Source organism: Pseudomonas sp. LBUM1644, assembly GCF_059716195.1.
This window is the reverse complement of record NZ_CP166812.1, coordinates 1,444,417-1,459,615: the sequence shown is the minus strand read 5'-3', so window position 1 is coordinate 1,459,615 and position 15,199 is coordinate 1,444,417. Positions and strand designations below refer to the sequence as shown.

General features: G+C 58.3%; 16 protein-coding genes and 1 tRNA gene. 6 read left to right on the top strand and 11 right to left on the bottom strand.

Annotated elements, in window-relative coordinates:
- Positions 1-27: 27 nt before the first annotated feature.
- Positions 28-633: a cupin domain-containing protein gene (locus ACA052_RS06695; protein WP_497650278.1), complete on the top strand. Its 606-nt coding sequence runs from the start codon at positions 28-30 to the stop codon at positions 631-633.
- A gap of 54 nt (positions 634-687) precedes the next feature.
- Here ACA052_RS06695 and ACA052_RS06690 read toward each other — a convergent pair whose 3' ends face one another.
- A complete protein-coding gene (locus ACA052_RS06690; RefSeq protein ID WP_497648941.1) occupies positions 688-1,020 on the bottom strand; it encodes a hypothetical protein in 333 nt (110 codons plus the stop codon).
- Between the two features lie 269 nt (positions 1,021-1,289).
- Between ACA052_RS06690 and ACA052_RS06685 the strand changes: the two genes are divergently transcribed.
- Positions 1,290-2,582, top strand: a complete 1,293-nt coding sequence (locus ACA052_RS06685) for an MFS transporter (RefSeq protein WP_497648940.1) — start codon at positions 1,290-1,292, stop codon at positions 2,580-2,582.
- Positions 2,583-2,606: 24 nt separating this feature from the next.
- A complete protein-coding gene (locus ACA052_RS06680; protein ID WP_497648939.1) occupies positions 2,607-3,383 on the top strand; it encodes a substrate-binding domain-containing protein in 777 nt (258 codons plus the stop codon).
- Here the strand turns inward: ACA052_RS06680 and ACA052_RS06675 are convergent.
- From ACA052_RS06675 to dapA, 6 genes are all read right to left on the bottom strand, one after another.
- Positions 3,373-4,278: a LysR family transcriptional regulator gene (locus tag ACA052_RS06675; RefSeq protein ID WP_497648938.1), complete on the bottom strand. Its 906-nt coding sequence runs from the start codon at positions 4,276-4,278 to the stop codon at positions 3,373-3,375. The two genes, ACA052_RS06680 and ACA052_RS06675, sit on opposite strands and share 11 nt — an antisense overlap.
- Positions 4,279-4,481: 203 nt before the next feature.
- Positions 4,482-4,571 (bottom strand) — tRNA-Ser (locus ACA052_RS06670).
- Between the two features lie 83 nt (positions 4,572-4,654).
- Positions 4,655-5,368, bottom strand: coding sequence for a phosphoribosylaminoimidazolesuccinocarboxamide synthase (gene purC, locus ACA052_RS06665; RefSeq protein ID WP_008034929.1), 714 nt, complete (start codon positions 5,366-5,368; stop codon positions 4,655-4,657).
- 28 nt (positions 5,369-5,396) lie between these two features.
- The gene (locus ACA052_RS06660; protein ID WP_497648937.1) at positions 5,397-6,155 is read right to left on the bottom strand and encodes an MBL fold metallo-hydrolase; all 759 of its coding nucleotides are present in this window, start codon (positions 6,153-6,155) and stop codon (positions 5,397-5,399) included.
- A gap of 4 nt (positions 6,156-6,159) precedes the next feature.
- Entirely contained in the window at positions 6,160-7,275 is a 1,116-nt protein-coding gene (gene bamC, locus ACA052_RS06655; protein ID WP_497648936.1) for an NlpB/DapX family lipoprotein, read from the bottom strand.
- Between the two features lie 17 nt (positions 7,276-7,292).
- Positions 7,293-8,171 (bottom strand): 4-hydroxy-tetrahydrodipicolinate synthase, encoded by an 879-nt coding sequence (gene dapA, locus ACA052_RS06650; protein WP_497648935.1) that lies wholly within the window; start codon positions 8,169-8,171, stop codon positions 7,293-7,295.
- A 328-nt stretch (positions 8,172-8,499) separates the two neighbouring features.
- On the opposite strand from dapA, the gene ACA052_RS06645 reads away from it, so the two are divergent.
- Positions 8,500-9,060 (top strand): glycine cleavage system transcriptional repressor, encoded by a 561-nt coding sequence (locus ACA052_RS06645; RefSeq protein WP_008034925.1) that lies wholly within the window; start codon positions 8,500-8,502, stop codon positions 9,058-9,060.
- Positions 9,061-9,070: 10 nt separating this feature from the next.
- Positions 9,071-9,544 (top strand): peroxiredoxin, encoded by a 474-nt coding sequence (locus ACA052_RS06640; protein ID WP_497648934.1) that lies wholly within the window; start codon positions 9,071-9,073, stop codon positions 9,542-9,544.
- Positions 9,545-9,679: 135 nt separating this feature from the next.
- Here ACA052_RS06640 and ACA052_RS06635 read toward each other — a convergent pair whose 3' ends face one another.
- Both ACA052_RS06635 and ACA052_RS06630 read right to left on the bottom strand, forming a co-directional pair.
- A complete protein-coding gene (locus tag ACA052_RS06635) occupies positions 9,680-10,750 on the bottom strand; it encodes an AI-2E family transporter (RefSeq protein WP_497648933.1) in 1,071 nt (356 codons plus the stop codon).
- Positions 10,751-10,781: 31 nt separating this feature from the next.
- Complete coding sequence (locus tag ACA052_RS06630; RefSeq protein ID WP_497648932.1) at positions 10,782-11,021, bottom strand: sulfurtransferase TusA family protein; 240 nt, start codon at positions 11,019-11,021, stop codon at positions 10,782-10,784.
- Positions 11,022-11,119: 98 nt separating this feature from the next.
- On the opposite strand from ACA052_RS06630, the gene ACA052_RS06625 reads away from it, so the two are divergent.
- Positions 11,120-12,553: a M48 family metalloprotease gene (locus tag ACA052_RS06625; protein WP_497648931.1), complete on the top strand. Its 1,434-nt coding sequence runs from the start codon at positions 11,120-11,122 to the stop codon at positions 12,551-12,553.
- 77 nt (positions 12,554-12,630) lie between these two features.
- On the opposite strand, the gene ACA052_RS06620 is transcribed toward ACA052_RS06625, so the two are convergent.
- Entirely contained in the window at positions 12,631-14,058 is a 1,428-nt protein-coding gene (locus ACA052_RS06620; RefSeq protein WP_497648930.1) for a DegQ family serine endoprotease, read from the bottom strand.
- 181 nt (positions 14,059-14,239) lie between these two features.
- A complete protein-coding gene (locus ACA052_RS06615) occupies positions 14,240-15,196 on the bottom strand; it encodes a MucB/RseB C-terminal domain-containing protein (protein WP_497648929.1) in 957 nt (318 codons plus the stop codon).
- Positions 15,197-15,199: the final 3 nt, after the last annotated feature.

The following is a 15,199-nucleotide window of genomic DNA, read 5'->3' as shown; positions in this document are numbered from 1 at the left end:
GAGCACGCCATGAGCAACAGCAGCAAGATGCCGCCTGCCAGCAGCGCGCCCACACAGGACAGCGCCTCGGCCTTGGCAGAACCGCATTTTCTCGGGACACGAATTCGTGGCCTGCGTAAACGCCGGGGCATGACCTTGACCGAACTGGCGCAGATGAGCGAGTTGACGGCGGGTTATATCAGCCAGCTTGAACGCAACCTGGCTTATCCCTCTATTCCTGCGTTGTTCAACATCGCCCGTAGTTTGGGCGTGACTATCCAGTGGTTCTTTGCCAGTGAGGCTCAAACTGCGCCCGAAGACGACGGCATTGTGGTGCGTAAAAACAGCCGGATGAGCGTGCATTACGAAGATGGCATCGTTGATCACCTGCTGACGCCGCAGCCGAATCGACAACTGGAGATGCTGCACTCGCGGTTTCCGCCCGGGACTTATAGCCAACAGAGCTATAGCCATGAAGGGGAAGAGGCTGGGTATGTGTTATCGGGGAGTTTTGAGTTGTGGGTTGGCGATCGGCATTTTCAGTTGAGTGAGGGGGATAGTTTTAGTTTTTCGAGCCAGGAACCGCATCGGTACGGGAATCCGGGGGATGTGGATGCGGTGGTGATTTGGGTGATTACGCCGCCTACGTTTTGAAGAGCGCGGTCATAACGCCGAAATTTCACAGTCCGAAGGCGGACTACCGTCAGTTCACAGATGTTTCTGCTGAGCTGGATCGTCAGCTGGAACGCTAAATGGTTCTTCTGGCGGAAAGTCCGCATCGATCTCAAATTCCGCCTGAGGTTGGGAGAAAACCCGTTCACGAGGAACTACTAATCTGCGCCCCCCCCTTTCAATCATTGAAAGGAGCCCATAGGTGATGAAGCCAAAAATCAGCCCCACCACCACAATGCTCAAAGGATGAATTTGCACCGCGTCGGGGCTTTCCAACATGTATTGAAAAGCCTGAACAGCCGCCGTCAGGCAGGCCGCAAAGGCCGCCAGCAGCTTCACAGACAACCAAAGCCGTCGCCATCTGTTCATGCATTCCCCCGTCATCCGGTGATGTGCTCTGCATTGCATGATAGCTAACGGGCCGGTGGCGCCTTATTTTTTGAGTCCCAGGAAAAGTTCGACGGCCTGTTCGAAAGAACTGAAGCCCTCCCCTTCGCCTGTATTGATCCGCTTCATGCATTAATACATGTCAACAATGCACTTATCATATCGATCGTCCTACTCCACCATTCTCACCCATAAGAACCGTGCGCCGCGTCCAGGCAGCGCACGTCATAAAAGCGGTGGAGATCAGGTCAATGACAACATCAAACCTTTCCGGGCGTTCACGCGCCAGTGCGATTTTCCGGGTTACCTCAGGCAACTTTCTCGAACAGTTCGACTTCTTCCTTTTCGGCTTTTACGCGACGCAGATTGCGGCTGTGTTCTTCCCGGCCAGTAGTGAGTTTGCCTCCCTGATGATGACCTTCGCGGTGTTTGGCGCGGGCTTCCTGATGCGTCCGTTGGGCGCGGTGGTACTCGGTGCCTACATCGACGATGTGGGTCGGCGCAAAGGCTTGATCGTGACGCTATCGATTATGGCCAGCGGCACGATTCTCATTGTGTTGGTGCCCGGTTACGAAACCATTGGGCTATTTGCACCGGCCATCGTGCTGATTGGTCGCTTGCTGCAAGGCTTCTCGGCCGGTGCGGAAATGGGTGGCGTCTCGGTGTACCTCTCGGAGATCGCCACGCCTGGCACCAAAGGCTTCTTCACCAGCTGGCAGTCGGCCAGCCAGCAAGTGGCAATTATCGTCGCGGCGGCTTTGGGCTACGGGTTGAATCAGTGGATGGCGCCGGCAATGATTGCCGATTGGGGCTGGCGGATTCCGTTTTTCGTCGGTTGCATGATCGTGCCGTTCATTTTTTTCCTGCGCCGTAACCTCGAAGAAACCGAAGAATTCAAAGCACGCAAGCATCGGCCGAGCATGGGCGATGTGTTCCGCACCCTCGCCCAGAACTGGGTAATCGTGTTCGCCGGGATGATGATGGTCGCCCTCACCACGACGGCTTTTTACCTGATCACCGTATATGCGCCGACCTTCGGCAAAACCGTGCTGCACCTGAGCACGTCCGATGCGTTATTGGTGACCTTGTTGGTCGGTGTTTCGAACTTCTTCTGGTTACCCATTGGCGGCGCGTTGTCTGACCGCATCGGTCGGCGTCCAGTGCTAATCGCCATGGCGCTGTTGACCCTCGCCACTGCGTATCCGGCGCTGACTTATCTGGTGAACGCGCCAAGCTTCGTCAACATGCTGTTGGTCCTGCTGTGGTTGTCGTTCATTTACGGTTTGTACAACGGCGCGATGATCGCGGCGCTCACGGAAATCATGCCGGTCGAAGTTCGGGTCGCCGGTTTCTCTCTCGCTTACAGCCTGGCCACAGCGGTGTTTGGCGGTTTCACCCCGGCGATGTCGACGTTCCTGATTCAGTACACCGGTGACAAAGCTGCTCCCGGCTATTGGATGAGTTTCGCCGCGCTCTGCGCCCTGTGCGCCACGTTGTATCTCTATCGCCGCTCCACTGGCCGCCTGCAACCAGCGATGTCTTGAACCAGCACTTTCGAGAAAATGACCATGAAAAAACTATTCAATGTTGCCGCCCTGGCCTTGGTGGCCAGCCTCGGCTTGAGCCCCGTCGCCCAAGCGGAAGAGATCCGTGTGATGACCTCCGGTGGTTTCACGGCGGCCTATAAAGTCCTCGGCCCGAAATTCGCCGCGTTCACCGGCAACACGCTGGACACCGCGCTTGGCCCATCGATGGGCATGGCACCGGAAGCAATCCCCAATCGTCTGGCCCGCGGTGAAAAGGCCGACGTGGTGATCATGGTCGGCTATGCCCTCGATGACCTGATCAAGCAAGGCAAAGTTGACCCCGCTTCACGGGTTGAACTGGCGGATTCGCGGATCGGCCTGGTGGTGCGCGAAGGCGCTCCGAAACCGGATATCAGCTCCGTCGATGGCCTGAAAAAGACGTTGCTGGACGCTAAATCCGTGGCCTATTCCGACAGCGCCAGTGGCGTGTACATCGAAAATCAACTGTTCAAGCGCCTGGGCATCGAAGATCAGCTCAAACCCAAATCGAAGATGATCCCGAAAATCCCCGTGGGTTCGGTGGTTGCCACCGGCGACTACCAACTGGGCTTCCAGCAGGTCAGCGAATTGCTGCCCGTGCCGGGCATAAGTTTTGTGGCGAGGATTCCGGAGTCGGTGCAATCGGTGACCCGTTTCGCTGCCGGGATTCCCGTAGGGGCGCAACACCCGGCTGAAGCCAAGGCATTGCTACAATACTTGGCGTCCTCGGCCGCTCAATCGGATGTGAAGGCCACCGGGCTGGATTCGGTCAGTCGCTGACCTGAACTTTCATCTCCACCACCAGCCGTTCCAGCTCCAACGCCGCCGGAGTCAGTGCTCGACCCCGGCGTTTGATCAAACCGACACTGCGCATCACCTGCGGATCGGTCAGCGGCACCTGCGTCAGGATCGGGTGATCAGCTGTCGGCATCGCCATCCACGGCACTGCCGCCACGCCCAACCCTGCCTCCACCAAACCGATCATCGTTGTCACGTGCCGGGTTTCGCAGATGCTCTGGCGCTTCGGCACGATGCCGGCCAGCGCCTGATCGAGTAGAAAACGATTGCCCGACGTTTTGTCCAGCGAGATGTAATCCTGCTGATAGAACTCGTCCCAGGTCACGCTGGTTCGACCCGCCAACGGATGATCGCGCCGACAGGCCACTACATAACCCTCCTGCACCAATGGCTCGATCTCAACTTCAGCCTCCAGCGTGCCCATGAAACTCAGACCAAAATCCGCTTCGCCATTGACCACGGCACTGAGTACGTCGTGGGCGCTAGAGTCGAGCACTTTGACTTTGATCCGTGGGAATTGCCGGTGGTAGTGGGCGATCACGCGCGGCATGAAGTAATACGCTGCCGAGGGCACGCAGGCCACCGTGACATGGCCGAGCCGGTTCGAGGCGACTTCGCTGATACCCAGCAGCGCCACGTCCAGATCGTCCAGCAAGCGCTCGACGCTAGGTATGAAACCGCGCCCGGCCTGAGTCAGGCTGACCTTGCGTGTGGTGCGTTCGAACAATCGCACACCGAGGGCGTCTTCAAGTTTTTCGATACGCCGGCTCAGGGCAGGCTGGGAGATGCGCACAGTGTCGGCCGCTTTGCGAAAACTGCCCTGCTCGACCACGGCGCGAAAGGCTTGCAGGTCGTTGAGGTCGAAGTTGATGGCCATGGTGCGCACTCGGGATCAAACAGATTGATCAGTTTATCCTATGAATGCTGGAAACTAATGCGCAATGTAACTACATGTTTGTCTTCTACAAAGTCGTTGTCGCAAGAATGCGTCGGTCACATGCCAAAGTACGGGCTGGAATTCTTTTTCAGAAACACAGAAACGAAAAAGCCCTGAATAATCAGGGCTTCAACGTATAGGTATGGCGGAGAGATAGGGATTCGAACCCTAGGTACCGGTGAAGGTACAACGGATTTCGAATCCGTCCCATTCGGCCACTCTGGCATCTCTCCAACGGCGCGCATCATAACAACACTTTTGCCGGAAGCGAACCCCCTAGGCGAAATATTTCTGTGCTATCAGATGCTTGCGTCGGTTACAGCGGTACGCCCAGACGATTGGCGACTTCTTCGTAGGCTTCGATGACGTCACCGAGGCCCTGACGGAAGCGGTCCTTGTCCATTTTCTTGCCGGTTGCCTTGTCCCACAGGCGGCAGCCGTCCGGGCTGAATTCGTCACCCAGGACGATGGAGCCGTCGGAGAACACGCCGAATTCGAGTTTGAAGTCGACCAGCAGCAGGCCGGCGTCGTCGAACAGTTTGCTCAGGACTTCGTTGACCTTGAGCGACAATTCTTTCATGCGAACCAGTTGCTCGGCGGTGCCCCAACCGAATGCCACGACGTGGGATTCGTTGATGAACGGGTCGCCCTTGGCGTCGTCCTTCAGGAACAGTTCGAAGGTGTAAGGGTTGAGCTTCATGCCTTCTTCGACGCCCAGGCGCTTGACCAGGCTGCCGGCGGCGTAGTTACGCACGACGCACTCGACCGGGATCATGTCGAGCTTCTTCACCAGGCACTCGTTGTCGCCCAGCAGTTTGTCGAATTGAGTCGGCACGCCGGCCGCTTCGAGTTTCTGCATGATGAAGGCGTTGAACTTGTTGTTCACCATGCCTTTGCGGTCGAGCTGCTCGATGCGCTTGCCGTCGAACGCCGAGGTGTCGTTGCGAAACAGCAGGATCAAGCGGTCAGCGTCGTCGGTCTTGAAAACCGATTTGGCTTTGCCGCGGTAGAGTTCTTCACGTTTTTCCATGATGGGCTCCGCTTGCTAAGTAGGTGGGCTAGGCGATGTGTCGCCAGTCGAGCCCTGAATCTTGATCGGCCAGTTGCAGCCAGTCCGGGTCGCACCCGAGGGTGTCGACAAAACATTGCCGGGCCAGCTGCGGCAGGTTGTTCTTGCTGCTCAGATGGGCCAGGACCAGGTGTTGCAGGCCTTGCCAGCCCAACTCGGACACCAGGAATGCCGCCTGGTGATTGTTCAAATGTCCCAGTTCACCGCCCACCCGCTGCTTCAAGAAGTACGGATAGTGACCGCGAGCCAGCATATCCCGGCAATGGTTGGCCTCAATCATCAACGCATCGAGGTCCCGATAGCCGTCCAGCACCTTGTCACAATACGACCCCAGGTCGGTCAGCAGGCCGAAGCGCCGCTCACCGTCGCTGAAGACGTACTGCGTCGGTTCCTGTGCATCGTGGGCCACGGCAATGACGCCGATACTCAGTGCGCCGATCTGCAGTTGCTCGCCGCCGGCCAAAAGGCCAGCCGGTTCAATCGGTTTGCGCATCCCGCGCAGGGTGCCGCGACTGAGGTAGACAGGCAGATTGTAGCGCCGAGACAGTAAACCCACGCCATGCACGTGGTCGGCATGTTCGTGGGTCACGAGTATCGCGCTCAACTGCGCAGGATTTACACCCAGGCGCAGCAGGCGTTTTTCGGTTTCCCGCAGGGAGAAACCACAATCCACCAGCACATACGTGTCAGCGCTGGCTATCAGCGTGCCGTTCCCTTGGCTACCGCTGCCGAGAACGGCAAAACGCATGTGATCAGCCCAGGTTGTCCTGAATCACGCTCAACACTTTGCGGGCCACTTCTGCCGGCGCCACGGTGTTGATGTTTTTCTCGACGGTGACCTGGACGCTATCGCCCACCTTGCTCAGGCGAACCTGATAACGCTCGGCGCGGGCTTCAACTTCTTCCTTGCTCGGCGCACTGCCGAACAGGCTGCTGAAGAAGCCAGGCTTCTCGTCTTTCTTCTCGGCTTTTTCGGACAGGTTGATGTAGTACAGGCCCAGGCTGCGGTTGATGTCTTCAACGCGCCATTCGCCCTGTTCCAGCGCGCGACCGACGCTCGACCAGGCGCGGTCCAGATCGGTACCAACGTTCAATACCGGGTTGCCGCTGCCATCTTCGCTCAGGCTGATACGACTTGGGCTATCGGAGTCACGCGACGCCAGCATGGAGACCGAACCGCCCTTCTCCGAGATGCGGCTCATGCTTGCGAGCATGTCGTCGACCAGTGCCGCGTCCAGGCCAGTGTTGACCGAGCGATTGGTGAAGGCCACGTCGGCAGTGCTGCCCGCAGGACGCTCGGCGCTGACCACGTAGATTTCACTGGTGTTGCGTTGCACGCCTGGCTCGATGCGGACCCGCACACGGGTTTCGCTGTCGGCGGCGACACCGGCCGCGCTCAGGCGTTTGCCCATCGCGGCGGACAGCTCGTCGGAATGCTGCCAGGTGGTGGTGAACTCACCGGTTTGCGGGCGCTGCTCGTCCAGGCGGAAACCGTTGTCCTGGAAGAACTGCACGGCCACTGGCCAGGCTTCAGCCGGTGGGTTCTGCGCAACAATCCAGCGCGAATCGCCGGTCTTCTGCAGGGAATAGGCACTGGCGTCGGCCGATGCCGACAGCGGTTGCGGCCGAGGAACGATGTATTCGCCTTTGGCGGTGTCATCGGCCACGTTGCGCGGGATCGGCAGCAGCGGATCCAGACGCTTGGCGGTTTTGACATCGGGTGGCATTTGCATGGGTGCAGTCTGTTGCGCTTCCAGGTAATCGCTACCACGGTCACGGAAATAACCTTCCGGGCCCCAGACCCATCCACAGCCACTGGTGCTGGAGATAATCAAGGCAAGTGCGGAAAGTCCGGCCAATCGCTTCATGCGTAGTGCTTCCTCAATTAAACCAGGACGCCGGACTGGCGCATGGCCTGCCGCAGCGGTTCGTGACAGGCAGTGCTGAGCCAGGTGAGCGGCAGACGGATACCGTCCGGCATCAAGCCCATTTCATGCAGTGCCCATTTCACGGGGATAGGGTTGGATTCGATAAACAGGGTTTTATTGAGTGGCATCAGCTTTTCATGGATCGCGCGCGCCGTGACGGCATCGCCCTTCAGAGCAGCGTTGCACAGGTCACTCATGTCGCGTGGAGCGACGTTGGCTGTCACCGAAATGTTGCCTTTGCCGCCGAGCAGGATCAATTCGACAGCAGTGGCATCGTCACCGGAAAGCACCAGGAAATCTTCGCGCACGCCATCAATGATGGCTTTGGCGCGGGTCAGGTCGCCGGTGGCTTCCTTGATGCCGATGATGTTTTTCACGGTCGAGAGGCGGATCACGGTTTCGGTCAGCATGTCGCACGCCGTACGGCCCGGCACGTTGTACAAAATCTGCGGGATGTCGACGGCTTCGGCGATGGCCTTGAAGTGCTGGTACAAGCCTTCTTGGGTCGGCTTGTTGTAGTACGGGGTGACCAGCAGGCAAGCATCGGCGCCAGCGGTCTTCGCATTGGTGGTCAACTCGATGGCTTCGCGCGTCGAGTTGGCGCCGGTACCGGCGATTACCGGGATGCGCCCTGCCACCTGCTTCACCACGTAACGGATCACTTCGATGTGCTCGTTCACGTCTAGGGTGGCAGATTCACCTGTAGTGCCGACTGCCACGATGGCGTGGGTGCCGTTTTGCAGGTGAAAGTCCACCAGTTTGCTCAGGCTGTCCCAGTCCAGACGACCTTGTGCATCCATGGGTGTGACCAGTGCCACCATACTGCCCGCAATCATGCAACCGCTCCTGCCGGAAAAAGAGAGCCGTAATGGTACTGGCGCCAAGATGCTTGTACAAGCGAAGTACTGCGCTGCTGCCATTCCCCTTGGCGCTGCTTTTCGCTACCCTTCAGACTTTGATTGGTACTGACATGCTCGTACGTCGGGTTTCAGCCTCCATTTTCGGCATCACAAGCCCCGATCCAGCGTTGCCACCCTTCGCTCTTGCCATACTGGAGCACGTTGCAACCTTCGGCCCGGGTTTTCTGAATTCGTATCCGCAGGCTCGCCCCCGGTAATAAAAGCCCGTAAAAGTACCGACCGCTCATCGCTTTAGGAATGCTGCATGTCCACCCCCACAGTTCGCGAACAATTCCTTGTCATCAGTGCCCTCGGCGCCAACCCCATGGAGCTGACTAACGTCCTGTGCCGCGCCAGCCATGAAAATCGCTGCGCCGTGGTTACCTCTCGCCTGACCCGTCATGGCGAATGCAGTGCGTTGATCCTCGAGATCTCCGGCAGCTGGGACGCCCTGGCGCGCCTAGAGGGCAGTCTGCCGAGCCTCGCCAAGAAGCACGCCTTCACGGTCAACGTGGTGCGCAGCGCGGCGTTGGAGAACCGCCCTCAGGCCCTGCCTTACGTCGCCTATGTCAGCTCGGCTTATCGCTCGGACATCATCAACGAGCTGTGCCAGTTCTTCATGGACCACAACGTCGAGCTGGAAAACCTGACCTGCGACACCTATCAGGCTCCGCAGACCGGCGGCACCATGCTCAACGCCACGTTTACCGTGACCTTGCCGGCCGGCGTGCAAATCAGCTGGCTGCGCGATCAGTTCCTGGATTTCGCCGATGCGCTGAATCTGGATGCCTTGATCGAACCTTGGCGCCCACAAAACCCAATGTAAGGAAACTTTCATGGCCGTTGCCATTGATCAACCGGTTGCCGACTTCGAAGCGCCCGCTACCAGCGGGCAAACCGTCAGTCTCGCGGGCCTCAAAGGCAAGCAAGTGGTGATTTACTTCTACCCGAAGGACAGTACGCCTGGCTGCACCACTCAGGGCCAGGGCTTTCGCGATCAGCTGGACGCTTTCAAAGCCGCCAACACTGAAGTCTTCGGCGTGTCCCGAGACAGCCTGAAATCCCACGAGAACTTCAAGGCCAAGCAAGCGTTCACCTTCGAGCTGGTCAGCGACAAGGAAGAAGCGCTTTGCCAGCTGTTTGACGTGATCAAGCTGAAAAAGCTTTATGGCAAGGAATATATGGGTGTTGATCGCAGCACTTTCCTGATCGACAAGAATGGTGTGTTGCGTCAGGAATGGCGTGGCGTGAAAGTGCCGGGGCATGTGGATGCCGTTTTGGCGGCGGCTCAGGCGCTGAACAAGGCCTGAATTTTTTGGCGTCTGTGATGACGCCTTCGCGAGCAGGCTCGCTCCCACATTGGATCTGTGGCGAACACAAAACCAATGTGTGCGAGCCTGCTCGCGATGAGGCCATCAGCTTCACCGAATAATCAAGCCTGTCAGTTAAAGCAACGGCGCCACCACCGGCTCCTTGCGCGGCCACGCATCCAGCACAGCCTTGAACAGCGTGGCCAGCGGGATCGCAAAGAACACCCCCCAGAACCCCCACAGCCCGCCAAACAACAACACCGCGCAAATGATCGCCACCGGGTGCAGGTTGACCGCCTCCGAGAACAACAGCGGCACCAGCACGTTGCCATCCAGTGTCTGGATGATCCCGTAGACCGCCATCAGATAGATGAACTGATCGCTCCATCCCCACTGGAACAGCGCGATCAGCAACACCGGCACTGTCACCACCACCGCCCCGACGTACGGCACCACCACCGACACGCCAACCAGCAAGGCCAGCAGCGCCGCGTAGTTGAGCCCCAAGGCGACGAAAGCGATGTAGGTCACGCCCCCGCAAATGAAGATCTCGATGACCTTGCCGCGAATATAGTTGGCGATTTGCCGGTTCATCTCCTGAGCGACCCGAGTGATCAGCGCCCGCTCGCGCGGCAAGTAGCCGCGGACCCACTGGCCGATCATTTCGCGGTCCTTGAGGAAGAAGAACACCAGGATCGGCACCAGCACCAGGTAGATCATGATATTCACCAACAGTGGCAGACTCGACAGCGAAAACGTCAATGCCCACTGACCGAACTTGCCGATCTCGCCTCGCGCCACCTCGATGGCTTGCAACACTTGCTCGTCGGACACCAGATGCGGATAGCGCTCAGGCAGCAGCAACAGTAGCGACTGCCACTTGGCGAGCATGCCGGGCAACTCGTTGAACAAGGTGATCAGCTGGTGCCAGAGCAACGGCACCACGACAATCATGAATACCAGCAAAACCCCCATGAACAAGGCGAAGACCAGTCCCACGGCCACCCCGCCCGGTACGCGCAGGCGTTCGAGCGTCACCACCAGCCCTTGCATCAGATACGCCAGCACCATCCCGGCCAGCACCGGCGCGAGCATGCCGCCCAGCGTAAGCACGGCGGTAAACGCCAGAAACAAAAGGACCGCCAGCACCACGGCTTCTTCATCGGAGAAGTAGCGCTGTATCCAGTCGCGTAACACCTTGAACATCAATAATCCTTAGAAATGAACGCAACAGATATCAGGCTTTTTTCAGCCAGTAGCGGTAAACACCCGCTTCGTCTTCTTCACGAAGCAGCGTATGACCGGCCAATCGGGCAAAGGTGCGAAAGTCGCGCTGGGAACCCGCGTCGGTGGCAGTCACCTTGAGCACCGCGCCGCTGGCCAGTCGATTGAGTTCCAGCTTGGCCTTGAGCAATGGCAACGGGCAATTCAAGCCGCTGGCGTCCAGTTCGGCGTCATGGGCTACAGCGTCGGTCATCGCGTTACTCCGGGTCTGGTGGTTGAGCGGCTTAGAATATCTGGTCCCGGGCTTAGTGTCCGGCTACAGTAAGGTCTTTGTCGACTAAGGCTTTGTGCATGACTTTTTTGCGCCCTACCCTGCTGACGCTCGCTTGCCTGCTTGCCTCACCGGGCTTCGCCGACGACCTGCCGTCACTTGGCGACGCCAGTTCTGCCATTGTCTCGCCGCAACAGGAATACCAATTGGGCCGTGCGTGGCTGGCGCTGTTGCGCAGCCAGGTGTCGCAGCTTAACGATCCGCAGCTCAAGGACTACGTGGAGTCCAGCGTTTACCGCCTGGTGGAGACCAGCCAGGTCAATGACCGGCGCCTGGAGTTCATCCTGATCAACAGCCCGCAGCTCAACGCCTTTGCGGCACCGGGCGGGATTGTCGGGGTCAACGGCGGTCTCTTCCTCAATGCCCAGACCGAAGGCGAGTATGCGTCGGTTCTGGCTCACGAATTGGCTCACTTGTCGCAACGCCACTTCGCTCGTGGCGTCGAGGCCCAACAGCGTATGCAGGTGCCGATGATGGCCGCGCTGCTGGCCGGCATCGTGATTGCCGCAGCCGGCGCCGGTGATGCCGGGATCGCGGCCATTGCCGGTACGCAGGCGGCGGCGATACAGGAGCAACGACGCTTCTCGCGCCAGAACGAGCAAGAGGCTGATCGCATCGGCATTCTCAACCTGGAAAAAGCCGGTTACGACCCTCGCTCGATGCCAACCATGTTTGAGCGGCTGGCGCGCCAATACCGCTTCGACGCCAAGCCGCCGGAATTCCTGCTGACTCACCCGGTAACCGAATCGCGGATCGCCGACACTCGCAACCGCGCCGAGCAAGCCCCAGTGGGCGGTATTGAAGACACCATGCGCTATCAGCTGATTCGCGCTCGGGTCCAGCTGATTTACGAAGAAACCCCAGGCCTGGGCGCCAAGCGCTTCCGCGCCCAACTGGACGAAAACCCAAAAAACGACGTCGCACGCTACGGCCTGGCCATTGCCCAGATCAAGGGTGGACAACTGAACGAAGCTCGGGAAAACCTCAAGATACTGCTGGCCAAGTCGCCGAACGAGATCATCTACAACCTGGCCCAGGTCGATCTGGACATCACCAACAATCGCCTGCCAGATGCTCAAACCCGGGTTGACCGGATGCTGACCCAGTACCCGGGCAACTACCCGTTGAACTCTGTGCGTGTCGATCTGCTGCTGAAGCAGAACCGTGCGGCCGATGCCGAAAAAGCCCTGGAGAACCTCCTCAAGTCCCGCCCGGATGATCCGGATGTCTGGTACATGGTGGCCGAGACGCGTGGTCTGTCGGGCAACATCATCGGCCTGCACCAGGCTCGCGCCGAGTACTTCGCGCTGGTCGGGGATTACCGCCAGGCCATTCAGCAACTGGACTTTGCCAAGCGCAAGGCCGGCACCAACTTCCCGCTGTCGTCGCGGATAGACGCGCGGCAACGCGAGCTGATGGAACAGGAGCGGATGATCAAGGACATGATGGGCTGACCTGCGTCTCAAACAAAAACACAGGCACAAAAAAACCGCCTCTTTCGAGGCGGTTTTTTATTCAGCCAACAACCGGTTTATTCAGCCAGTTTGAACGTGATGAAGCTGGCGCGATTTTGACGCAGAACCCGCATCGACACCGAGCGGTTCTTCGGCAGCGCCTTGGCGATCTCAGCGAACTCTTTACTATCACCAATAGCCTGATTGTTCAGGTGAGTGATCACATCATTCGGCTGTAAGCCAATCAGCGAAGCAGGACCGTCCTGCACTTCCTTGATGACCACGCCACCTTTGAGGTCGAGGGTCTTCTTCTGCTCAGCAGTCAGATCTGCGACGGCAACGCCCAGGCGATTGCTGCTGGTTTCCACGCCGGACTTGGGCGATGCAGCATCCAGCTCCTTGCCTTCATCGGGAATCGCGCCAACCGTCAGCTCGACATTTTTGCGTTTGCCTTCGCGAATCACTTCCAGATTAGCCTTGGCGCCTTCTTTCAGTGCACCCACCAGATGTGGCAGATCGGCAGACATGACGATCGGCTGACCGTTCATGCTCAGGATTACGTCACCCACTTGCAACCCGCCCTTGGCAGCCGGGCCGTCATCCTGGATCTGAGCCACCAGCGCACCGGCCGGTTTCTCCAGACCGAAAGATTCGGCCAGGTCCTTGTTCACTTCCTGGATGACGACACCCAACCAGCCACGGCTGACTTTGCCACCGCTCTTGAGCTGATTGGAAACGTCCATGGCGACATCGATCGGGATCGCGAACGACACACCCATGAAGCCGCCGGAACGGGTGTAGATCTGCGAGTTGATACCGACCACTTCACCATTCAGGTTGAACAGCGGGCCACCGGAGTTGCCCGGGTTGATGGGCACGTCGGTCTGGATGAACGGCACATAGTTTTCGTTCGGAAGACTGCGACCGATAGCACTGACAATGCCTTGAGTCACGGTATGGTCGAAACCGAATGGCGAGCCGATAGCCACGACCCATTGGCCGGCTTTCAGGTCCTGGGATTTGCCGAGCTTCAGAACCGGGAGGTCTTTGCCTTCGATTTTCAGCAGCGCCACATCAGAGCGAGTATCGGTGCCGATCAGCTTGGCCTTCAATTCGCTGCGATCGGCAAGACGAACGAGGATCTCGTCGGCATCGGCAATGACGTGGTTGTTGGTCAGGATGTAGCCGTCAGGCGAGATGATGAAACCCGAACCCAGGGACTGGGCTTCGCGCTGGCGATCACCGCGTGGGGTGCGCTGTTGTGGCATGCCCCGTTCGAAAAATTCGCGGAGCGCTGGAGGTAAACCCTCCAGGTCAGGCATCTGACCGGATACTTTGCGGTCCGGCAGTTTTTGCGTAGTACTGATGTTCACCACCGCAGGCGAGGCCTGCTCGACCAGTTGTGTGAAATCAGGCAGCTCGACTGCTTGAGCAGTGACGGCCTGACCGAGCACCAGCACGGTGGCAAAAATGGTGAGATAAGACTTCAAGCGTGGTATCGACATACGGCTCCCGTTACGACGAGCATGGTTAAGCGATATGGAGCAAGGAACACCGGGAACGATACGCCGGTATTTTTGTTCCGGGAACAACAAACAAGGCCAGAGCCGAGGGGCTCTGACCTATAGAAAATTTCTGGAATATTTGCAAATTGAAATGCTCACCAAACATTTCGATATCAGCTCACTACTTGGTTGCAGTGGCATCGGTGCGCATGGACAACGCAATCCGTTCAGCGGTGCCAATCGGAATCTCACCGACCACGGTGACCATCACCTCGCCTTGCGGGGTGGTCAAACGCCTGGAAACCGCAACGGTTGGCCCCAACTGAGTGCGAGTATCAGTCACTGTGGCGCCATTCAACGGCTCGAGAAACACCGAGAAACGCGCCAGGCCATCGTCATACATGAGGCTGTTGACTTGGGTTTTGGTCTCTGGATCCTTACGCGCAGAACTGCTGGTCAACTCAAAACCTGGCGGTAGCCAGTCAGAGTGCCAGACCTGGGCAGCCTTGACCGCTGAAGCTTTGTCGCTGTCGAGAACGACAGCCTTGCAATCAGCGCCCGGTTGCAAATCGCTGTCGGAGGGCACATCGGCAGTATCCAGCTGCGTGAACTGGAAGCGCTCCAACAATTGCCCTTTTTCATTTAGCAGCAACGATTTGAGAGGCAAGCCGGTTTCTTTATCCAGATGCAATTCAAAACCGTAGCGATGTTGATCGCGCGGCGTCAGTGAAACAATCACCGCCGAGCGCCCAGCGACACGCGACTTGCCGATGACGGCAAGGTCGTACCAATTCTTGAGTTTCAGTGGATCGAGTGGGCGAGCAGAGGAGTTGGGAGAATCCCCAAGCCCTGCTATCAGGGTGCCGCTGACGCATTGAGTATGCCCATCAATGCGTACGACTTCCTGCGCCGAGCCGTCGAGCTGGAGTAAACGCTCGCGGACTTTGCCATCCTGGACGCGGTGCCAGATGTTATGGGTAGAGAAACTACCGTTACGCTCGTAGACAAAAGTACCGTAGAAGCTTTGCTGTTGCTCGGCTTGGCCAAGACGTGTCAACCAGTCCTGGGCTTCATCAGCATGGGCTGGAACGACAAACCAGCCACCGAGCAGAAGCGAAAGTAGAGGTATGGCGCGCATGAT